Origin of the sequence: Mycolicibacter senuensis (assembly GCF_003284925.1) — a bacterium.
GTDB lineage: Bacteria > Actinomycetota > Actinomycetes > Mycobacteriales > Mycobacteriaceae > Mycobacterium > Mycobacterium algericum_A.
Window position 1 is genome coordinate 1 of record NZ_QMEX01000070.1, and the last position, 19910, is coordinate 19910.

Annotated in this window: 19 protein-coding genes; 5 read left to right on the plus strand and 14 right to left on the minus strand. The window is 69.9% G+C overall.

Annotated elements, in window-relative coordinates:
• Positions 1-250, minus strand: a 250-nt coding sequence (locus DQP56_RS15395) for a DNA-3-methyladenine glycosylase (RefSeq protein WP_205868890.1), incomplete at its 3' end; no start/stop codon positions are given.
• A 68-nt stretch (positions 251-318) separates the two neighbouring features.
• Between DQP56_RS15395 and DQP56_RS15400 the strand changes: the two genes are divergently transcribed.
• Genes DQP56_RS15400 through DQP56_RS15410 form a run of 3 tightly spaced genes read left to right on the plus strand, consistent with a single transcriptional unit; the run spans position 319 to position 2467 of the window.
• Complete coding sequence (locus DQP56_RS15400; RefSeq protein ID WP_112686830.1) at positions 319-1083, plus strand: ABC transporter ATP-binding protein; 765 nt, start codon at positions 319-321, stop codon at positions 1081-1083.
• Positions 1017-1847, plus strand: a complete 831-nt coding sequence (locus tag DQP56_RS15405; RefSeq protein WP_205868891.1) for an ABC transporter permease — start codon at positions 1017-1019, stop codon at positions 1845-1847. Before DQP56_RS15400 ends, DQP56_RS15405 begins: the two co-directional genes overlap by 67 nt.
• Positions 1847-2467, plus strand: coding sequence for a TetR/AcrR family transcriptional regulator (locus DQP56_RS15410; protein WP_112686832.1), 621 nt, complete (start codon positions 1847-1849; stop codon positions 2465-2467). The genes DQP56_RS15405 and DQP56_RS15410 overlap by 1 nt, the downstream gene beginning before the upstream one ends.
• On the opposite strand, the gene DQP56_RS15415 is transcribed toward DQP56_RS15410, so the two are convergent.
• Both DQP56_RS15415 and DQP56_RS15420 read right to left on the minus strand, forming a co-directional pair.
• The gene (locus tag DQP56_RS15415) at positions 2433-2657 is read right to left on the minus strand and encodes a Trm112 family protein (protein ID WP_112686834.1); all 225 of its coding nucleotides are present in this window, start codon (positions 2655-2657) and stop codon (positions 2433-2435) included. The two genes, DQP56_RS15410 and DQP56_RS15415, sit on opposite strands and share 35 nt — an antisense overlap.
• Positions 2657-5644 (minus strand): acyl-CoA synthetase, encoded by a 2988-nt coding sequence (locus DQP56_RS15420; protein WP_112686836.1) that lies wholly within the window; start codon positions 5642-5644, stop codon positions 2657-2659. Before DQP56_RS15420 ends, DQP56_RS15415 begins: the two co-directional genes overlap by 1 nt.
• Before the next feature lie 113 nt (positions 5645-5757).
• On the opposite strand from DQP56_RS15420, the gene DQP56_RS15425 reads away from it, so the two are divergent.
• A complete protein-coding gene (locus tag DQP56_RS15425) occupies positions 5758-7536 on the plus strand; it encodes an ABC-F family ATP-binding cassette domain-containing protein (RefSeq protein WP_112686838.1) in 1779 nt (592 codons plus the stop codon).
• A 34-nt stretch (positions 7537-7570) separates the two neighbouring features.
• Here the strand turns inward: DQP56_RS15425 and DQP56_RS15430 are convergent, their stop codons facing one another.
• Positions 7571-8191, minus strand: a complete 621-nt coding sequence (locus DQP56_RS15430) for a M15 family metallopeptidase (RefSeq protein WP_234825689.1) — start codon at positions 8189-8191, stop codon at positions 7571-7573.
• A 170-nt stretch (positions 8192-8361) separates the two neighbouring features.
• Between DQP56_RS15430 and DQP56_RS15435 the strand changes: the two genes are divergently transcribed.
• Complete coding sequence (locus tag DQP56_RS15435) at positions 8362-8841, plus strand: MPT63 family protein (protein WP_112686842.1); 480 nt, start codon at positions 8362-8364, stop codon at positions 8839-8841.
• Positions 8842-9192: 351 nt separating this feature from the next.
• Here the strand turns inward: DQP56_RS15435 and argH are convergent, their stop codons facing one another.
• The 10 genes from argH to DQP56_RS15490 all read right to left on the minus strand — a co-directional run.
• Positions 9193-10605, minus strand: coding sequence for an argininosuccinate lyase (argH, locus tag DQP56_RS15445; RefSeq protein ID WP_112686849.1), 1413 nt, complete (start codon positions 10603-10605; stop codon positions 9193-9195).
• Between the two features lie 82 nt (positions 10606-10687).
• Entirely contained in the window at positions 10688-11887 is a 1200-nt protein-coding gene (locus DQP56_RS15450) for an argininosuccinate synthase (RefSeq protein ID WP_112686867.1), read from the minus strand.
• Between the two features lie 39 nt (positions 11888-11926).
• Positions 11927-12415 carry an arginine repressor gene (locus tag DQP56_RS15455; protein WP_112686851.1) on the minus strand — a complete coding sequence of 163 codons (489 nt, stop codon included), beginning with the start codon at positions 12413-12415 and terminating at the stop codon, positions 11927-11929.
• A complete protein-coding gene (gene argF / locus DQP56_RS15460; RefSeq protein ID WP_112686853.1) occupies positions 12412-13338 on the minus strand; it encodes an ornithine carbamoyltransferase in 927 nt (308 codons plus the stop codon). The genes DQP56_RS15455 and argF overlap by 4 nt, the downstream gene beginning before the upstream one ends.
• Entirely contained in the window at positions 13331-14509 is a 1179-nt protein-coding gene (locus tag DQP56_RS15465) for an acetylornithine transaminase (protein ID WP_112686855.1), read from the minus strand. Before DQP56_RS15465 ends, argF begins: the two co-directional genes overlap by 8 nt.
• Before the next feature lie 58 nt (positions 14510-14567).
• Positions 14568-15437 carry an acetylglutamate kinase gene (gene argB, locus DQP56_RS15470; protein WP_112686857.1) on the minus strand — a complete coding sequence of 290 codons (870 nt, stop codon included), beginning with the start codon at positions 15435-15437 and terminating at the stop codon, positions 14568-14570.
• Entirely contained in the window at positions 15434-16630 is a 1197-nt protein-coding gene (gene argJ / locus DQP56_RS15475; protein ID WP_112686859.1) for a bifunctional glutamate N-acetyltransferase/amino-acid acetyltransferase ArgJ, read from the minus strand. The genes argB and argJ overlap by 4 nt, the downstream gene beginning before the upstream one ends.
• A complete protein-coding gene (argC, locus tag DQP56_RS15480) occupies positions 16627-17661 on the minus strand; it encodes an N-acetyl-gamma-glutamyl-phosphate reductase (RefSeq protein WP_112686861.1) in 1035 nt (344 codons plus the stop codon). Before argC ends, argJ begins: the two co-directional genes overlap by 4 nt.
• 145 nt (positions 17662-17806) lie before the next feature.
• On the minus strand, positions 17807-19264 hold the full coding sequence (locus tag DQP56_RS15485; protein ID WP_112686863.1) for a dihydrolipoyl dehydrogenase family protein: 1458 nt from the start codon (positions 19262-19264) through the stop codon (positions 17807-17809).
• A 192-nt stretch (positions 19265-19456) separates the two neighbouring features.
• Positions 19457-19910: phenylalanine--tRNA ligase subunit beta-related protein (locus tag DQP56_RS15490; RefSeq protein WP_526022708.1), on the minus strand; the 454-nt coding region annotated here is incomplete at its 5' end.

The window sequence follows — 19910 nt, forward strand, 5'->3', positions numbered from 1 at the left end:
CGTTGGCGCAGACGTGCATGCCGTAGCTGCGGTAGGTGTACAACCGGCCGGCCGGGCCGAACATCACGGTGTTGCGCCCGGTGGGTCCGCGATAAGAATGCGCCGCCGGGTCCGGCCACGGCCCGTCGGGCACGCCGCCATAGGCCTCTACCTCGACGATCGTCGCGCGCACCCCGCGGGCGGTAAGCGTGGCGCCGAGTAGCAGGCGGGCGGCCGCGAGCGGATCGACCGCCAGCTGGGCTGCACTCACCGCCCAGATTCTGCCCGAGCCGCGGCTGGGTCTTGACAGCCCGTCGCAACCGGTCGAATATTCATCACATGATGATTTCATCGCGTGATGAATTTTCGGCGCCGCGCCCCACCCCGGCCGTCGACATCGAGCACCTGCGGGTGGTCCGCGGTAAGCGCCCGGTCCTGCACGATCTGTCGGTGCGGATCGCCCCGGGCACCATCACCGGCCTGCTCGGCCCGTCGGGCTGCGGCAAGACCACGCTGATGCGCTGCATTGTGGGCACCCAGGTCATCACCGGCGGTCGGGTCACCGTGCTGGGCGACGCGGCCGGCTCCGCGGCGCTGCGCCACCGCGTTGGCTACATGCCCCAGCAGCCCACGATCTACGACGACCTGCGGGTCATCGACAACGTCCGCTACTTCGCGTCGCTTGCCGGTGTCGACGCCCCGGCCGCCGACGACGCGATCGACTCGGTGGATCTGCAGCGTCACCGCGGCGACTACTGCGCGAACCTGTCCGGCGGGCAACGCGCCCGGGTGTCGCTGGCCTGTGCGCTGGTCGGCCGGCCGGACCTGCTGGTGCTCGACGAACCGACGATCGGCCTGGACCCGGTGTTGCGGGCCGAGCTCTGGCACCAGTTCCAGGCGCTGGCCCGGTGCGGCACCACGCTGCTGGTGTCCAGCCATGTCATGGACGAGGCCGACCACTGCGGCGACCTGTTGCTGATGCGCCAGGGCAGGCTGCTGGCGCGCACCTCACCGAGACGACTGCGAGAGGAGACCGGATGTACGTCGATGGAGGAAGCGTTCCTGTCCGTCATCCGGCGCAGCACCGCGCCCCGAGCCGGCTGACCCGCACCCTGCAGCTGCGGCCGTTCCTGGCCACCACGCAGCGGATCCTGCGGCAACTGGCCGGTGACCATCGCAGCGTCGCGATGGTCCTGCTGGTGCCCAGCCTGGTCATCGCGTTGATGTACTTCATGTTCGCCAACGTCCCGCATCCGCCGGGTACGCCGTCGCCGTTCAATGCCGCGTGCCTGATTCTGCTCGGCCTGTTCCCGCTGTTTCTGATGTTCGTCATCACCGCGATCACCATGCAGCGCGAACGCGCATCCGGGACGCTGGAGCGCATCTTGACCAGCCCGCTGCGCCGGCTGGATCTGCTCGCCGCCTACGGGACGGCGTTCTCGGTCGCGGCGGCCGCCCAGGCCAGCCTGGCGTGTGTGGTCGCGTTCTGGCTGCTGGGTTTCGAGACCGCCGGCAGCCCGGCGTGGGTGTTCGTGATCGCGATCGTCAACGCGGTGCTCGGCGTCGGCCTGGGGCTGCTGTGCAGCGCCTTCGCCCGCACCGAATTCCAAGCGGTGCAGTTCATCCCGCTGGTGATGGTGCCGCAACTGCTGCTGGCCGGGATCATCGTGCCCCGCGCCACGATGCCCGAGTGGCTGCAGTGGATCAGCAACGCGTTGCCGGCCAGCTACGCCCTGGAGGCACTTCAGCAAGTGGGCGCCCATCCGCAACTGACCGGTATCGCGGTGCGCGACATGGTCGTCGTGCTGGTGTTCGCGGCCGCCGCGCTGGCCCTGGCCGCGGTGACACTGCGGCGACGGACGCCGTGATGTCCACCGAGGCCAGCAACCGGCGGCCGGGCCGGCCCTCGGGTTCCTCGGACACCAGGGAGCGAATCCTGGCCGCTGCCCGGGAGCTCTTTGCCCACAACGGGTTCCAGAACACCTCGATCCGCGCGGTGGCCGCCGATGCCGGCGTCGACGCGGCGCTGGTGCACCATTACTACGGCACCAAACAACAACTGTTCGCCGCGGCGACCGAGTTGCCGGTGGACCCGATGGTGGTGTTGGGACCGTTGCGGGAGGCGCCCGTCGAACAGCTGGGCCGTATCCTGCCCGAACTGCTGTTGCCGCTGTGGGATTCGCAGGCCGGGACCGGGCTGATCGCAGCGATGCGCTCCATGCTCACCGGGACCGAAGTGCCGTTGGCGCGTTCGTTTTTCCGCGACATCGTGGTCGCCGAACTCGCCAGTCGCATCGACGTCCCGGCCGGAACCGGTGTGCTACGCGCCGAGTTCACCGCGAGCCAGTTGATGGGCATCGTGGTCGCCCGCTACATCGTCGGCCTCGAACCGCTGGCGTCGCTGCCCGGCGACCAGGTCGTGGCGATGGTCGCCCCGACGCTGCAGCGTTATCTCACCGGGGATCTGCCGGACCGGCTTGGCCGATGAAGCGGGCATGCTCGTCGTCGCCGACGTCGGTGGCCTCGTCGATCAGCAGCACCGGGATACCGTCCTCGATGCGGTAGGCGCGGCGCAGCCGGGGGTTGTAGAGCACCTCATCCGCCGAACGTGTCACCCGCAGCAACGGTCCGCGGTCGGCCGGGCAGACCAAGATGGCCAACAGCTCGTCATCGATCACTAGCGGCCCCCGGCCAATTCGGCGCGTACCGCGGCGGTCAATCGCTTGAACTGCCCACTCGCGGCATCGAAGTACCAGGCGTTGCGTCCGGCCTTGGGCAGCCCGGCTTCGCGCAGCTTACCCAGCGTCGGGCGGTAGACAGCGCTCAGCGGCAGATCGGGCACGATGTGCACGACATCGGGCCCGGCGCCGACGGGAAGCTCCGCCACCGCCTCGCTGAGGTCCGCGGCGGTGACGGTCGCTCCCGGCAGCACCGTCACCGCGGACACCACCAGGTCGTCCCCGGAGCCGGCCGTCACTCGATACGTCACCGCCAGGTCGACGCCGGTGACGGCGCCCAGCGCGTCGGTGATCAGCACCGGATACGCCATGCCGCGACCGGTCTGGATGGTCGAACCGCGTCCGCCGGCCAGCCAGTAGTCGCCATCGGCGTCGCGCCGGAACAGGTACTCGGTGGAGATCCAGGTGTCGGCGGGCGCGAACACGCCGCGCTTGACCGACGCCGACGGGTCGATCGGCCCGCGTGGCTTGGCCAGCAGCACCCCGACTTCGTCGGTCTCGGCTTTGCGCACGAAGCCCCGCTCGTCCTCGAGGATCAAGTCCTGGTCGGGGTCGTAGGCGGCCAGCTCCACCTCCACCGCTCCGGGCAGCGGGCGGCCCTTGCTGCCGACCTTGGCGCCGGAGACGTTGGCCAGCACCGCCTGTCCGTCGGTGGTGGCGAAGAACTCGACGACCTGGGCCGGCGCGAAGACGTCGGTGACCCGGCGCCAGAGCCCCACGGGCATGCCGGAGCCGATGAACAGCCGTACCGGATGATTGCCCTGCAGCACGAAATTCGGTGCGTCGATGACCTCGCCCAGCATCGCCCAGGTGTAGGACACCACGCTCACCCCGTACTGACGCACCTCGGCGACGAAGCGATCCGGGTTCAGCCCGCGCGACAGCGCGATGCGGGCGCCCCCGACCACGGCGCCGCCGAGGCTGACCAACAGCCCGGACTCGTGGTGCAGCGGCGTCAGGCAGTACAGCGTGTCGGTGGGCCCCAAGGCGGCGGTCGACGCGGTGCCGAACGCCGAGAGCGCCCACCGGTAGTTGGTGATCTGCTTGGCCACCAGTTCGCCGGCCACCGTGCTGAAGGCCACGAACGCCAAATCGCGGGCGAATCCCGGGTTGGGGCGGTACCAGCCCGGCATGTCGACGGCGTCGGGGTCGATCTGCTCCATGTCGATGACGGCTTCGGCGTCGGCCGGCAAGTCCAGATCGCGGCTCTCACCGCCACCGAGCACCAGCACCTGGCAGCCCAGGTCGCGCACGGCCGCCAGCGCCAGGTCGAGGTTGCCCGGGTCGGTGATGATCTCGGAGATGCCGCCCAGTCGCGCCGCCGCGCCCAGATCGCCGTCCGGCGGCATCAGCACCGCGACGGCACCCAGGCGTGACAGGGCGGCGATCGCGACCATGGCGCTGGGGCGGGTGGCCATCAGCACACCCACGTGCACGCCTTGCCGCACACCGACATCGATCAGGCCGCGCACCACGTTGTCGATGCGCTTGTTGACCGCCTCATAGGTGTGCACCCGGCCGTCGAACAGCAGGAATTCGCCGTGCGGCGACTCGGCGGCCTGCTCACCGATGATGCGGCCCAGCGAGATTCGGGTGTGGTCGTTGATCTGTCCGAGCCGGGCCAGCCGGGGCAGGGTGCGTGCGGTCTCGATCGCCATGGTGCGCATCGATTTCTGTGCGGCGACCATGGCGTCGGCGGCACCGCGGGCCAGCGTCAGCGCGACACCGGAGGCCTCCCCCAGCCCGTGCGCGATTCGCGAGGTCATCGCCACCCCGCCCTTGCTGTCCTCGGGGGCCTGCTCGGCCATCAGCGCCACCCCGGCGGGCTGCGGACCCTGGCCCTCCTGCCACAGCACCCAGGCGGCGACGGTCGGCCAGGTCAGTTCGGCCGCCTTGGAACCGACCACCAGGCCGAAGTGCCCGGCGCGCAGCAGGTACTCGAAGACCTTGGCGTCGGGCGCCGCTCGGCGGATACCGCGCACCGCGGCCGGCTGGCCGATGTCGTCGACCTCGCCGACGAAGGCCAGCACCGGGCAGGTGATGTCGGTCAGCGTCACCAGTTGGCCGTTGATCGCGAAACCACCGGTCATCATCCGGTTGTGCGCAATGAACTGCTTGAGCAGTTCCGAGATCGCCGGACCCGACCAGGCGATCCAGCCCTCCGACTCCAGGAACCGCCGCTGCGCCTCCCGCGGCAGCAGGGCTTCCCGGTCGTGCAGTTGGCGCAGGAAGTCCATCCGGGCCTTGGCGGTCTTGAGCGGATCCATCATCTGGAAGCCCACGCGCGCCTGCCACCCGGAGATGTCGAGCCGGTTGAAGACGTGGTCGGCCATGAACCCCGCGACGCTGGAGGCGATGTTGGGCGGCACGCCCATCGGCAGCGCGGCCAGGGTGTCCACCGGGGAGCCGAACGCGATGATGGACGCGATGCTCTTCGAATGCCGGTATGCCCCGGCCTGATAGGCGAACATGCCGCCCTGCGAGTAGCCGGCCAGGTGCACGTCGCGTCCGGTCGTCTCGGCGACGGTGTCGATCGCCTGGCTGAGCCCGACGATGTGGTCGGCCAGGTTGCGTCGCATCCCGCCCTCCACCTCGTCGGGCGAGCCGAAGTCGATCACCCAGGGGTCGACTCCCGCCCCGTGCAGAATGCCGACCGCACCGTCCTCGCGGGTGACGTCCCACATGTTCGCCGACATCATCATCGGGTGCACCAGCAGTACCGGCGGCCCGGGCTGCGGCTGGCCGGGCCGGTTGTCGGGCGGGAAGTAGCGCCGCAGCTTGTACATCGGGGTGCTCTCGACGATCTGGTAGGGCGACGGCACGGTCCCGGTCTCCAGACCACCCCAGCGCAGCACCTCCAGGCCGTTCTGCGCGGTGGCCATCAGCCACTCGACCGGCCGGGTGATGGCCGACAGGTTCAGATCCACGCTGCTCCCCTACGTCGCGTTCGATCGTCAATGACGTGCACATTCTGGCACATCGGCAGGCTTGGTCCGGCTCGTTCAGTGGTCGGCGATCGGCAGGCAGTAGCGTTCTGGCAGTGGCACACCTGCTCGGCGCCGAAGCCCTTCACCTGCGTTACCCCACGGGTGTGGTGCTCGACTCGGTCACCCTCGGGGTGAACGACGGCGCGCGCATCGGCATCGTGGGCCGCAACGGCGACGGCAAATCCTCGCTGCTGCGGCTGCTCACCGGCGCCGCCACCCCCGACTCCGGCCGGGTCACCCGGCGCAGCGGCCTGCGGGTCGGTCTGCTCGACCAGGCCGACACCCTCGACCCGGGCCGCACCCTGGGGGCGACGCTGGTCGGTGAGCAGGCCGACCATGAGTGGGCGTCCAATCCGCGGATTCGTGACGTCGTCGACGGCCTGGTCGCCGATATCGCCTGGGACGCGAGCATCTCGGAGTTGTCCGGCGGGCAGCGCCGGCGAGCACAGCTGGCCGCGCTGCTGATCGGCGACTGGGACGTGATCGGCCTCGACGAGCCCACCAACCACCTCGATGTGGAAGGGATCACCTGGCTGGCCGGCCACTTGCAGCAGCGCTGGGCCCGCAACACCGGCGGCCTGCTGGTGGTCACCCACGACCGCTGGTTTCTCGACGAGGTGGCCACCACCACCTGGGAGGTGCACGACCGCATCGTGGAGCCCTTCCAGGGCGGCTACGCGGCCTACGTGCTGCAGCGGGTGGAGCGCGACCGGATGGCCGCGGCCAGTGAAGCCAAGCGGCAGAACGTGTTACGCAAGGAGCTGGCCTGGCTGCGCCGTGGCGCCCCGGCCCGCACCTCCAAACCGAAGTTCCGCATCGAGGCGGCCAACGCGTTGATCGCCGACGTCCCGCCGTTGCGCAACGAGGTCGAGCTGGTGAAGCTGGCCACGGCACGGCTGGGCAAGGACGTCATCGACCTGCTCGACGTGTCGGTCTCCTTTGACGGCAAGCCGGTGCTGCGCGACATCGAGTGGCGGATCGGTCCCGGGGAGCGCACCGGGATCCTCGGCGCCAACGGCGCCGGCAAGTCCACGCTGCTGGGCCTGATCGCCGGGACGGTGACGCCCGATGCCGGGCGGGTCAAACGCGGCAAGACGGTTCGGCTGGGCATGCTCGATCAGCAGTCCGGGGAGCTGGCGTCGCTCGCCGAGGACCGGGTTGCCGACGTGCTGGGCCGGTTGCGCAACGACTACCAGGTCGACGGCAAGGAGATGACGCCCGCGCAACTGCTGGAGCGGCTCGGCTTCGGTCGGGCGCAACTGTCGGCCCGGGTGGGTGAGCTCTCCGGCGGGCAGCACCGCCGGCTGCAGTTGATGCTCACCCTGCTGGCCGAACCGAACGTGCTGGTGCTCGACGAGCCGACCAACGACGTGGACACCGACATGCTCACCGCCACCGAGGACCTGCTGGACTCCTGGCCGGGCACGTTGATCGTCGTCTCCCACGACCGGTACCTGCTGGAGCGGGTCACCGATCAGCAGTACGCGATCCTGGACGGCCGGCTGCGGCATCTGCCGGGCGGCGTCGAGGAGTATCTGCGGCTGGCCGCCGAAGCACGCCGCGCGCCGGCCTCGCGCCCGGCGGCCGCTGTTGCCGATTCCGGGACGCTCTCGGGCGCGGAACTGCGTGCGGCACAGAAGGATCTGGCCGCCGTCGAGCGTCGGCTGACGCGGCTTGCCGAACAGATCGAGGCCAAGCACCATGAGCTGGCCGCTCACGACCAGGCCGATCACGTGGGCCTGGCGTCACTCACCGGCGAGCTGCGCGCGCTGGAGGACGAGGTGGCCGAGCAGGAGGGCCGCTGGCTGGAGCTGTCGGAGGTCGTGGAATAGCCCCGAGTGGCGGCGCTCGGAGCCGGTAAGGGCTTCAGCGGCGCTCGAAGTGCTGGTAATCCCGCGGCGATTTCCAATCGCCACCCCAGCGCCAGCCGGCGTCGGTGAAAGCGCGCACCGCCGGGTCGCCAGGATGCAGTAACCCCGGCTCGATGCGGTGGCGGTCCAGGTAGACCCCGGCGTTCTTGGGTTCGAATCCGTGGCGGGTGACCGACGGGTTCAGCAGCGGGTTGATGTCGATGGCGCGGCCATAGGCGTGCTGTGCCCAGTTGCCCGACCCCGGGATGCGGCGGCAGTTGAACGCCGAGGTGTTGTTGTCCGCCATCGACAGTTCGTCGTCCCCGCCGCGGTAGTGGGCCGCCGGGCGCATCTTCTCGATCGGGAAGTCCAGCCGGTAGAGCCGCGCGAAGATCGCGATGACCTGCGGAACCAGTTCTTGGTGCACGATCAGCTCGCCGCGGTGCGGCCGGGCGTCGAAACCTAGGTGGGTCAGCGTGACGCGCCGCAGTTGCGCCGGGGCGACCGGGCAGCCGGGACGCCAGGTGGCGCCGAGTTCGGCTGCCGTGACGGGGGCGACGGCGGCCGGTTCGGGTTGGGAGACGGCCGATGACGACGGTGGCGGTGTTGGCTCGGGGGCGCCGGTGCATTGCGGCAACAGCCCACAGACCGCGATCGCCGTCAGCAGGCGCCACGCGGTCGATGAGTTTCGACTGCCGTTGATCCGCCCACGCTAGCGCAGCATGAGATCCGTTCCGCCGAAGCATGGTTAAGGCGTGGCGAACCCGGCTACCCGTGATCTCATCCCCCGAAAGAGAGGAGGACATCATGAAGGTTCGTGGGATGACGAAGACGGCCCTGGCGGCAGTGGCCATGGCGGCGATTCCGATGACGGTCGCGCCGACCGCGACAGCGGCCTATCCGATCGTCGGCAAACTGGGCAGCACCCTGCAAGCCACCGACACCGTTGGTCAGGTCGTGTACTCCTGGCGGGTGAGCGGCCTGCAGCCGAGTTCCGACACCATGCCGGGCTACCCGGTCGCGGGCAAGGTATGGGAGTCCACCGCGACGGTGAACGCGATCCGGGGCAGCGTGACCCCGGCGATCTCCCAATTCAACGCCGTCGCCCCGGATCGGGCGGCTTACCGGGTGCTGTGGCAGGTGGCCGCTCCGAAGGCGATCAGCGGGGCGACGATCCCGCAGGGCGCACAGTCCACCGGCAAAATCTACTTCGACGTCACCGGCCCGCCGCCCACCACGGTGACGATGAACAACGGCATGGAGGACCTGATGGTCTGGGGGCCGTGACGGTCACAGTTCTGGTCAGCGCCTAAGCGGCCTACGTCGCCTCGAGTGAGGCGTCGTAGGCTCGCTGGCCTATTGTCTGCCAGTGGCCGCCCTTCATTGCCGCAGCCCTGTATGCGCCGGCTCCTGTCCCCTGGTAGACCACCTCCGGACCGCCGGGGCCGACCCATCGCATAACGATTCTCCCGGCGTTCCAGCGTTGCTCGTAGACCACTGGGCCGTCGTGGCAGTAGGCGTGGCCATCCACTTCAGATTCGCCATGCCCCTTCGCCAAAGGGATGGTGCTACCCGGCATAGTCCAGGCCAATCCTGCCATGTCAGCAGCGTAACGAGCGGCAAGGCCGACGGAAAGCGTCAGCTCAACAGACGGGTGCGCAACAGCGCCGCCCGGTTACGCACGCCAGCCAGCTGCTCGGCGACCCGTGCCGGTGCGGTGCCACCGCGGGCGTCGCGGGAGGCCACCGAACCCGCCACGGTGAGCACCTCGCGCACCTGCGGGGTCAGGTCGGGGCTGATGACGGCCAGTTCGGCGTCGGTGAGTTCGTCGAGGCCGACGCCGCGCTGCTCGGCGGCCTGCACCGCCGCGCCCGCCGCCTCGTGCGCGATGCGGAACGGAACGCCTTGGCGCACCAGCCATTCGGCAATGTCGGTGGCCAGGGTGTAACCGGCCGGCGCCAGCGCGGCCATCCGTTCGGTGTCGAACGCCAGGGTGCCGACCAGTCCGGCCATCGCCGGCAGCAGCAGTTCCAGCTGCGCCGCGGCGTCGAACACCGGCTCCTTGTCCTCTTGCAGGTCCCGGTTGTAGGCCAGCGGCTGGGCTTTCAGCGTCGCCAGCAGCCCGGTCAGGTTGCCGATCAGCCGGCCGGATTTGCCGCGCGCCAACTCGGCGATGTCGGGGTTCTTCTTCTGCGGCATGATCGAGCTGCCGGTCGACCAGGAGTCGTGCAACACGGCGTAGCCGAATTCCGTTGAGCTCCACAAGATGATGTCTTCGGCCAGCCGGGACAAGTCGACGCCGATCATGGCGAACACGAACGCGGCCTCGGCCGCGAAATCGCGTGCCGCGGTGGCGTCGATCGAGTTTTCCGCGGCGGCGCCGAAGCCGAGTTCGGCGGCGATGGCATCCGGGTTCAGGCCCAGCGACGAGCCGGCCAGTGCCCCAGACCCGTAGGGCGAGACCGCGGCGCGGGCGTCGAAGTCGACGATGCGGTCCACGTCACGCAGCAGCGGGTGAGCGTGGGCCAGCAGGTGATGCGCCAGCAGCACCGGCTGCGCGGACTGCAGGTGCGTCTTGCCGGGCATGATGGCGTCCGGGTGGGCGGCGGCCTGGTGGGCCAGCGCGTCGACCACGTCGAGCACGCCGGCGGCGACGCGGCGCACGGCGTCGCGCAGCCACATCCGAAACAGCGTGGCCACCTGATCGTTTCGTGATCGCCCGGCCCGCAGCCGGCCACCCAGATCAGCACCGACCCGGTCGATCAGGCCGCGTTCCAGCGCGCCGTGGACGTCCTCGTCGGTGACCAGCGGGCCAAAGCTGCCATCGGCGACGTCCTCGCCGAGGCTGTCCAGGCCGGCCAGCAGCCCGTCACGCTGCTCGTCGGTGAGCAGCCCGGCGCCGTGCAGCACCTTCGCATGTGCCTTGGACGCGGCGATGTCGTAGGGGGCCAGCACCCAGTCGAAGTGGGTGGATTTGCTCAGCGCGGCCAGCGCATCGGACGGGCCTTCGGCGAACCGCCCGCCCCACAGCGACCCCTCGTTGGTGCTCACGTCAAACCCCCGCCGAGTGCCAATTCCACGACGTCACACCGGCGTGTCGCGTCGTGAGATTGCCACTCGCGGTGGAGGGGTGTCACGAGCCCAGGTCCCGGCGGGCGGAGATCTTCGAGCTCAACCCGTGGATCTCGACGAAGCCACGCGCGGCGGACTGGTCGAAGGTGTCGCCCTCGTCGTAGGTGGCCAGGTTGAAGTCGTACAGCGACTCACTGCTGCGGCGGCCGTTGACCGCGATGTGGCCACCGTGCAGCACCAGCCGCACCTCACCGCTCACGTGCTGCTGGGTGTGGGCGACGAAGGACTCCAGCGCAGCCTTCAGCGGCGAATACCAGAGCCCGTCGTAGACCAGCTCGGCCCACTTCTGGTCGGTGTGCCGCTTGAACCGGCCCAGCTCGCGCTCCAGGGTGACGTGCTCGAGTTCGGTGTGGGCGCTGATCAGCACCATCGCGCCGGGCGCCTCGTAGATCTCGCGGCTCTTGATGCCCACCAGCCGGTCCTCGACCACATCGAGGCGTCCCACGCCCTGGGCGCCGGCCCGCCGGTTGAGCTCGACGATGGCCTCCAGCACCGACACCGGCTTTCCGTCGATCGACACCGGAACGCCGCGCTCGAAGCCGATGATCACCTCATCGGGGGTGTTCCAGTTGACGGTCGGGTCCTCGGTGTAGTCGTAGACGTCCTTGGTCGGCGCGTTCCACAGGTGCTCCAGGAACCCGGTCTCCACCGCCCGGCCCCACACGTTCTGGTCGATGGAGAACGGTGAGCGCTTGGTGACGTTGATCGGGATGTCGTTCTGTTCGGCGAACGCGATCGCCTTCTCCCGGGTCCAGGCGTAGTCGCGGACCGGGGCCAGCACCTTGAGATCCGGTGCCAGCGAGGCGAATCCGACCTCGAACCGAACCTGGTCGTTGCCCTTTCCGGTGCAGCCGTGCGCGACGGTGCCGCCGCCGTACTCGCGGGCCGCGGCCACCAGGTGCTTGACGATCAGCGGCCGGCTGATCGCCGAGACCAGCGGGTAGCGGTCCATATAGAGCGCGTTGGACTGGATGGTGGGCAGGCAGTAGCCCTCGGCGAACTCGTCGCGGGCGTCGACCACGACCGATTCGACGGCCCCGCAGTCCAGGGCCCGCTGGCGCACCACGTCCATGTCCTCGCCGCCCTGGCCGAGGTCGATGGCGACGGCCACGACTTCGCGCCCGGTCTCCTTGCCGATCCAGCTGATCGCCACCGAGGTGTCCAGGCCACCGGAATACGCCAGGATGACGCGTTCGGACATCGAGTTCTCCTTGCTGTGTCTCACTACGTGCTACTGGTCTTACTGCAGGTCGTTGAGGGCGGCGGCGAGCTCGGCGCCGGTCATCGGCTCGCGCGCTGCCACAAAGATGGTGTCATCCCCGGCGATGGTGCCGACGACGTACGGTAGCGCGGCCCGGTCGATGGCACTGGCCAGGTAGTCCGCCGCGCCCGGCGGGGTGCGCAGCACCGCGAGGTTTCCGGTGGCGTCGGTGGACACCAGCAGCTCCCCCAGCAACCGGCACAGCCGGTCGGTGCCGCCGGCGACCCCGCGCACCGGGCTGCCGTCCTCGGGCACCACATAGACCCCGGCGCCTCCGTCCACGCCGCGCAGCTTCACCGCACCCAGTTCCTCCAGGTCACGCGACAGGGTGGCCTGGGTGACCTCGATGCCGTCAGCGGCCAGCAGCGCGGCCAGCTCGGTCTGGCTGCGTACCGGTTCCGCCGACAGCACCTCGACGATGCGGGCTTGGCGGCCCACCCGGGTGACGGGGCTGTCGGCTCGGCTCATCGGGACCGTTCCAGCAACCACACCAACAGCGCCTTCTGCGCGTGCAGCCGGTTCTCGGCCTCGTCCCAGACCGCGCTGCGCGGCCCGTCGATCACCGCGTCGGTGATCTCGTCGCCACGGTGCGCCGGAAGGCAGTGCAGCACAGCGACGTCCGAATCGGCCAGTGCGACCAACTCGTCGTTGATCTGATAGGGCCGAAACGGCGCGACCCGGTCCAGGCCGTCGTCTTCCTGGCCCATCGAGGTCCAGGTGTCGGTGACCAGCACGTCGGCGCCGGCCGCCGCCTTGGCCGGGTCGGCGGTGAGGGTGACCGAGGCGCCGGTGTCGGCGGCGCGCTGCTGCGCCGCGGCGACCACGGCCGGATCGGGGGTGAAACCGTCCGGGGCGGCGACGGTGACGTGGATGCCGGCGGTGACGCCGCCGAGCATCAGCGAGTGCGCCATGTTGTTGGCGCCGTCCCCGAGGTAGGTCATGCGCAACCCCTGCAACGTGCCCTTGCGCTCGGCGATGGTCTGCAGGTCGGCCAGCACCTGGCACGGGTGGAACTCGTCGGAGAGCGCGTTGACCATCGGCACCGTGGCGGTGGCCGCCATGGCGGTCAACCGGTCCTGGGCGAAGGTGCGCCACACGATGGCATCGACGTAGCGCGACAGCACCCGCCCGGTGTCCTCCAGGGTCTCGTCGCGGCCCAGCTGGGTGGAGCGGCCGTCGACGACGACGGCGTGCCCACCGAGTTGGGCGATACCGACCTCGAAGGAGAACCGGGTGCGGGTGGAGTTCTTGTCGAAGATCACCGCGACCCCGCGCGGGCCCTCCAATGGCCGGCGGCTGTGCGGTGCGGCCTTGAGTTCAGCTGCCAGCGCCAGGATTTCGGCCTGCTCGGCGGGGGTGACGTCGTCGTCGCGCAGAAAGTTCCTAGGCATGTGCGGCCTCCTGCGCGGTGTCGAGCACGCCGGGCAGCGCGGTCAGGAAACCGTCGAGCTGTTCGTCGCTGATGATCAGTGGTGGCGCCAACCGGACCACGCCCGGCGCAGCGGCGTTGACCAGGAACCCGGCGTCGCGGGCGGCCAGCTCCACATCTTTGGCCTTCGGCGCGGTCAGCACCACACCCAGCAGCAGTCCCTTGCCGCGGACGTGGTCGACCAGCGGGTGATGCAGTTCCTCGATGCCGTGGCTGAGCGTCTTGCCGAGCACCCCGGCCCGGGCGATCAGGTCGCCGTCGACCAGCGTCCGCAGCACCGCCAGCGCGGCCGCGGTGCAGACCGGGTTGCCGCCGAAGGTGCTGCCGTGGCTGCCGGGGGTCAACAGGTCAGCGGCCGCGCCGACGGCCAGGCACGCCCCGATCGGCAGGCCGCCACCGAGTCCTTTGGCCAGCGTGACGATGTCGGGGGTGATGCCGTCGTGCTGGTGGGCGTAGAACGCTCCGGTGCGGCCGACGCCGGTCTGCACCTCATCGAACACCAGCAGTGCGCCGTGGGCCGCGGTGATGCCGCGGGCCTCGGCCAGGTAGCCGGCGGGCGGGACGACGACACCGCCCTCGCCCATGATCGGCTCCAGGAAGACCGCCGCGGTGGCCGAGTCGACAGCCTCGGCAAGCGCGTTGGTGTCCCCGTAGGGCACGTGGGTGATGTCGCCGGGCAGCGGTTCGAACGGCGCCCGCTTATCGGGTTGACCGGTCAATGCCAGCGACCCCATCGTCCGGCCGTGGAAAGCGCCGTCGGCCGCGACGATCTTCGTCTTGCCGGTGAGCCGGGTCAGTTTGAACGCCGCCTCGTTGGCCTCGGCCCCGGAGTTGCAGAAGAACACTCGTGCCGGCGCACCCAGTTGGTCGACGAGGCCTTCGGCCAGCGCAATGCCCGGCTCGGTCGCGTACAGGTTCGAGGTGTGGCCCAGAGTGTTCAACTGGGTGGTGACGGCTTCGATCACCGCGGGGTGGCGGTGGCCGAGCAGGTTGACGGCGATGCCGCCGAGCAGGTCGAGGTAGTCCTTTCCTGCTTCGTCGGTCACCACCGCGCCCTGGCCGCTGACCAGCGCCAGCGGCGGGGTGCCGTAGTTGTTCATCATCACCGCAGACCAGCGGTCCTGCAATGTCATCGGGCGCCACTCCTCCTCATCGCTCCGCAGGCTCCGCTCTGCATCGTCGTCGGCGCGGTCATGCGTTCACCACCTTGGTTCCGGTGCCGGCGTCGGTGAACAACTCGACGAGCACGCAGTGCTTGACCCGGCCGTCGATGATGTGGGCGCTGGGCACCCCGCCGCGCACGGCGCGCAGGCAGGCTTCGACTTTGGGGATCATGCCCGATTCCAGCGTCGGCAACAGCTGCGCCAATGTCGCGGTGTCGATCTCGCTCACCAGCGAATCGGTGTCGGGCCAGGCGGTGTAGAGGCCGTCGACGTCGGTGAGCATCAGCAGTTTCTCGGCTTGCAGGGCTTCGGCCAGCGCTGCTGCGGCGGTGTCGGCGTTGATGTTGTGCACCACGCCATCGGCATCGGGGGCAAGGGTGGACACCACCGGGATCCGGCCCGCGGCAATGAGATCCCGCACCGCGGCGGTGTTGACCTGGTCGACGTCGCCGACCAGTCCGATGTCGGTGGCGACGCCGTCGACGGTGACGCTGCGTCGCACCGCGGTGAACAGCGCGGCGTCCTCACCGGTGATACCGACGGCATAGGGCCCGTGGGCGTTGATCAGCCCGACGAGTTCGCGGCCGACCTGGCCGAACAGCACCATGCGCGCCACGTCGAGCACTTCCGGTGTGGTGACCCGGAATCCGCCCTTGAAGTCGCCTTCGATGCCGAGCCGGGAGAGCATGGTGCTGATCTGCGGCCCGCCGCCGTGGACCACCACCGGCTGGATACCGCAGTTGCGTAGGAACGCCATGTCGGCGGCGAACGCGTGCTTGAGGGTGTCGTCGGTCATGGCGTTGCCGCCGTATTTGACGACGACGATCTTGCCGTGCAGCTGCTTGAGCCAGGGCAGTGCTTCGGCCAGAACTTGGGCTTTGGTCGCGGTGCTGGTCATGAGCTGTACGCAGAGTTCTCTTCGACGTAGGCGTGGGACAGGTCGGTGGTGCGCACCGTGGCGTGCCCGCCGCCCAGGTTCAGTTCGACGGTGACGTCGATGTCGGGGCCGGACAGGTCGACTTCGCGGGCGCCCGGCATCGGCAGGCCGTCGCTGAATACCGGAGACCCGTTGAAGGACACCGTGATCCGATCGGGATCGATGGTGAACGGCACCATACCGACGGCGGCCAGCACCCGGCCCCAGTTGGGGTCGGAGCCGAACAGCGCGGTCTTGACCAGGCTGTCGCGGGCGACGAGCCGGGCCGCCAGCAGCGCGTCGTCGTCGTTGCCGGCGCCGGTGACGGTGATCGCGATCCGTTTGGTGACGCCTTCGGCGTCGGCCTGCAGCTGGGCGCACAGGTCCTCGCAGGCGGCCAGCACCGCGGCGTCGAGATCGTGCTGGCTGGGGGCGACCTCGCTGGCACCCGAGGACAGCAACAGCACCGTGTCGTTGGTGGAGCAGCTGCCGTCGATGTCGAGGCGGTCGAAGGTCAGGGCGGCGGCGCGGCGCAGCGCGGTGTCGAGGGCGGCCGCGTCGGCTTTGGCGTCGGTGGTGAGCACCACCAGCATGGTGGCCAGCGACGGGGCCAGCATGCCGGCACCTTTGGCCATCCCGCCCAGCGTCCAGTTGTCGTCATGGTGCAGCGCAACCTGTTTGGGCACGGTGTCGGTCGTCATGATCGCTCGGGCGGCCTCGTCGCCGCCGACCAGTCCCCCGGCCATCTCCTGTACCACGTCGGTGACTCCGGCCAGCAGCTTGTCCATCGGCAGCCGGTCACCGATAAGCCCGGTGGAGCAGACCGCCACCTCGACGGCTCCGGTCTCGGTGCCCCACTCCGACAACGCGGCGGCGACGGCCTCGGCGGTGGCGTGCGCGTCTTGGAATCCGCCCGGGCCGGTGCAGGCGTTGGCGCCGCCGGAGTTGAGGATCACCGCCCGCAGCCGGCGACTTTGGAGCACCTGTTGGCTCCACAGCACCGGGGCCGCCTTGACCTGGTTGCTGGTGAACACTCCGGCGGCCGCGTAGTCGGGTCCCTCGTTGAAGACCAGTGCCAGGTCCGGCGCCCCGGAAGCCTTGATACCGGCGGCGATTCCGGCCGCCCGGAAGCCCGCCGGCGCCGTCACGCCCTGTTCGCGCAGGATCCGCGTCACGGGGCGACCCCCACTGTCGAGAGCCCTTCGGATTCCGGCCAGCCCAGTGCCAGGTTCATCGCCTGCACCGCAGCGCCGCCGGTGCCTTTGACCAGGTTGTCGATCGCGGCGATCGCGATGAACGTCGAGGCGTCCTCATCGACGGCCACCGCCAGGTGCGCGGCGTTACTGCCGATCACCGAGCCGGTCTTGGGCAGTTGGCCCTCCGGCAGCAGCCGAACGAACGGCTCTGCCTGGTAGGCCTTTTCGTAGGCGGCGCGCAGCTTGGGCAGCGGCGTGGTGGTTTTGGCGGTACAGGTGGCCAGGATGCCTCGCGACGCCGGGATCAGCACCGGGATGAAGGAGACGGTGACGTCACGGTGGGTGACCGCCCGCAGGCCCTGGCCGATCTCCGGGGTGTGCCGGTGGGCGCCGGCGATGTTGTAGGCCCGCGCCGAGCCGATCACCTCCGAGCCGAGCAGGTCGACCTTGGCGGCTTTGCCGGCGCCGGAGGTGCCGCTGACCGCGACCACGGAGACGTCCGGCTCGATCAGGCCGGCGGCGACGGCCGGGAACAGCGCCAGCAGCGCCGCCGTCGGGTAGCAGCCCGGCACCGCGATCCGGCGGGCGTCTTTGAGCTGTTCGCGCGCCCCGGGCAGTTCCGGCAGGCCGTAGGGCCAGGTGCCCGCGTGCGACGTGCCGTAGAAGCGTTCCCAGTCGGTCGGGTCGTCCAGCCGGAAGTCCGCGCCGCAGTCCACCACCAGGGTGTCGTCGCCGAGCTGTTCGGCCAGTACTGCTGAATGTCCGTGCGGCAGGCCCAGAAACACCACGTCGTGGCCGGCGAGGATGTCGACCTCGGTGGGCTGGAGGATCCGGTCGGCCAGCGGCATGAGATGCGGGTGCTGTTCGCCCATGGTGCTGCCGGCGTTGCCGGCGGCGGTCAGCGCCCCGATCGTCAATCGGCCGTCCGCGTAAGCTGGGTGCCCCAGCAACAGCCGCAGAATCTCACCGCCGGCGTACCCACTGGCACCGGCTACCGCCACAGAAACCATGCGACCAGTCTTGCATTGTTATGCAATGATACGCAAATCCATTACGTCTCTTCTCCGGCCAGCGGGCGGGTCCCCGGCCGACACGCCGTCGCCAGAACCGTTTTTGCGCACGCCCGCCGACGGTATCGGTGGCTCAGACCGACACTCAGCTCGACGCTTGCACCGATGCGGAATCGCGGTAGGCCTCCAGCAGCCGCAACCAGACCTCGCTGATCGTCGGAAAGCACGGCACGGCGTGCCAGAGCCGACTCACCGGCACCCGCCCGGCGACGGCGATGGTGGCCGAGTGCAGCAGATCGGCGACACCGGGGCCGACGAACGTGGCGCCGAGCAGGCAGTCATGCTCGGCATCGACCACCATGCAGGCGCGCCCACGGTAACCGTCGGCGTGCAGTTTGGCCCCGGTCACCGCCTCGCCGATCTCCACATCCACCACCTGCACCCGATGCCCGGCCTGTTGCGCCTGCTCGGCGGTGAGCCCCACGGCGGCGGCCTCCGGGTCGGTGAAAAACACCTGCGGCACCGCGTGGTGGTCGGCGGTGGCGGCATGGGCGCCCCAGTCCGCGGTGTCCAGTGGGGCGCCGGTGGCTCGCGCGCCGATGGCGTCGCCGGCGATGCGTGCCTGGTATTTGCCCTCGTGGGTCAGCAGCGCCCGGTGATTGACGTCGCCGCACGCGTACAGCCACCCGTCGTCGACGGCCTGCACCCGGCAGGTGTCATCGACCTGCAGCCAGTCACCGGGATTCAGGCCGACGGTATCCAGGCCGATGTCGCCGGTGGCCGGGCTGCGGCCCGTCGCGAACAGCACCTCGTCGACTTCGAGTTCGCTGCCGTCGGTCAACTCCAATCGGACCGGGCCGTCACCGTCGCGCCCGAGGCGGGCCACCGAAACACCTGTTCGCACATCGACTCCCGCCTCGGCCAACCCGCGCGCGACGTACTCGCCGACGAACGGCTCCATGCGCGCCAACAACTGCGATCCGCGCACCAGCATCGTCACGGCCGAGCCCAAACCCTGCCAGGCGGTGGCCATTTCGACACCCACACCGCCGGCGCCGACGACCGCGATCCGGCCGGGAACCGACATCGCTTCGGTGGCTTCGCGATTGGTCCACGGCCGGGCTTCGGCCATCCCCGGCAGGTCCGGGAGTGCCGCGCGGGTGCCGGTGCAGATCACCACCGCATGGCGGGCGGCCAGCCTCACGGTGTCACCACCGGACGTGGTGACCACCACCCGTCGTGGCCCGTCGAGACGTCCGTGCCCGCGCACCAGCGTCGCACCGATGCCGTTGATCCAGTCGGCCTGCCCGGAGTCGTCCCAGTCGCCCACGAAGTTGTTGCGGCGGCCGAACACTCCCGCCGCGTCGATCGGGGAGGTGACGGCTTCGCGAGCGCCGGCCACACGGCGGGCGTCGGCCAGCGCGAGCACCGGCCGCAGCAGCGCCTTGCTGGGTACGCAGGCCCAATAGGAACATTCGCCACCGGCGAGTTCGCGCTCCACGATCGCCACCGTCAGCCCGGCGGCCCGGGCGCGGTCGGCGACGTTCTCCCCGACCGGTCCCGCCCCGAGTACGACCACGTCAAAGGTTTCGGGTTCGTTCATAGCGCCGAACTCCCATCGAGGTTCCCGCTTGGTGACGCCAGGCGCTTCTCAGCATGCCGGAGCACCGGGGTTCGCGATAGGCCGCGAGCGTGCATACTTGTACGCCTGATCGCGGCGCGCCGTGTGCAAACACGCACGCTCGGGGGGGAAAAGGGGAAAAGGGGGGAAAAGGGGGAAAGGGGGGAAGGGAAGTTACCCCCGCAGGGTGGCGCCGACGCGCTCGGCGGCGCAGGCCACCGCGGCCTCGCGGGCGGCGCTCGCCTCGTCCTCGGTCAGGGTGCGATCGGCGGCGCGGAAGCGCAGCGCGAACGCCAGTGACTTGCGACCGTCGGCGACCTGCGGGCCGGTGTAGACGTCGAACAAGGCGATGTCTTCCAGCAGCGCGCCGGCGCCGGCGCGCACCGCGTCGGCCACCGATTGGGCGGTCACCTTCTCGTCGACCACCAGCGCGACGTCCTGGAACACCGCGGGGAACGGCGATACCCGCGGCGCGGGCAGCGACGACGCGATGGGCATGGCGTCCAGGTTCAACTCGACCGCGCAGGTGCCCTTGGGCAGCCCGCAGCGTTCGACGACGGCAGGGTGCAGCTGCCCGGCATAACCGATCACGGTCTCCCCGACGAGCACCTCGGCGCAGCGGCCCGGA

Excerpts from the sequence above, each read along its gene's own strand:
- DQP56_RS15400 (WP_112686830.1), top strand. The coding sequence starts at position 319 with ATGATGATTTCATCGCGTGATGAATTTTCGGCGCCGCGCCCCACCCCG.
- argC (WP_112686861.1), bottom strand. The coding sequence starts at position 17,661 with ATGGTTTCTGTGGCGGTAGCCGGTGCCAGTGGGTACGCCGGCGGTGAG.
- DQP56_RS15465 (WP_112686855.1), bottom strand. The coding sequence starts at position 14,509 with ATGACATTGCAGGACCGCTGGTCTGCGGTGATGATGAACAACTACGGC.
- DQP56_RS15405 (WP_205868891.1), top strand. The coding sequence starts at position 1,017 with ATGTACGTCGATGGAGGAAGCGTTCCTGTCCGTCATCCGGCGCAGCAC.
- DQP56_RS15410 (WP_112686832.1), top strand. The coding sequence starts at position 1,847 with ATGTCCACCGAGGCCAGCAACCGGCGGCCGGGCCGGCCCTCGGGTTCC.
- argF (WP_112686853.1), bottom strand. The coding sequence starts at position 13,338 with ATGCCTAGGAACTTTCTGCGCGACGACGACGTCACCCCCGCCGAGCAG.
- DQP56_RS15455 (WP_112686851.1), bottom strand. The coding sequence starts at position 12,415 with ATGAGCCGAGCCGACAGCCCCGTCACCCGGGTGGGCCGCCAAGCCCGC.
- DQP56_RS15450 (WP_112686867.1), bottom strand. The coding sequence starts at position 11,887 with ATGTCCGAACGCGTCATCCTGGCGTATTCCGGTGGCCTGGACACCTCG.
- DQP56_RS15485 (WP_112686863.1), bottom strand. The coding sequence starts at position 19,264 with ATGAACGAACCCGAAACCTTTGACGTGGTCGTACTCGGGGCGGGACCG.
- argB (WP_112686857.1), bottom strand. The coding sequence starts at position 15,437 with ATGACCAGCACCGCGACCAAAGCCCAAGTTCTGGCCGAAGCACTGCCC.
- DQP56_RS15435 (WP_112686842.1), top strand. The coding sequence starts at position 8,362 with ATGAAGGTTCGTGGGATGACGAAGACGGCCCTGGCGGCAGTGGCCATG.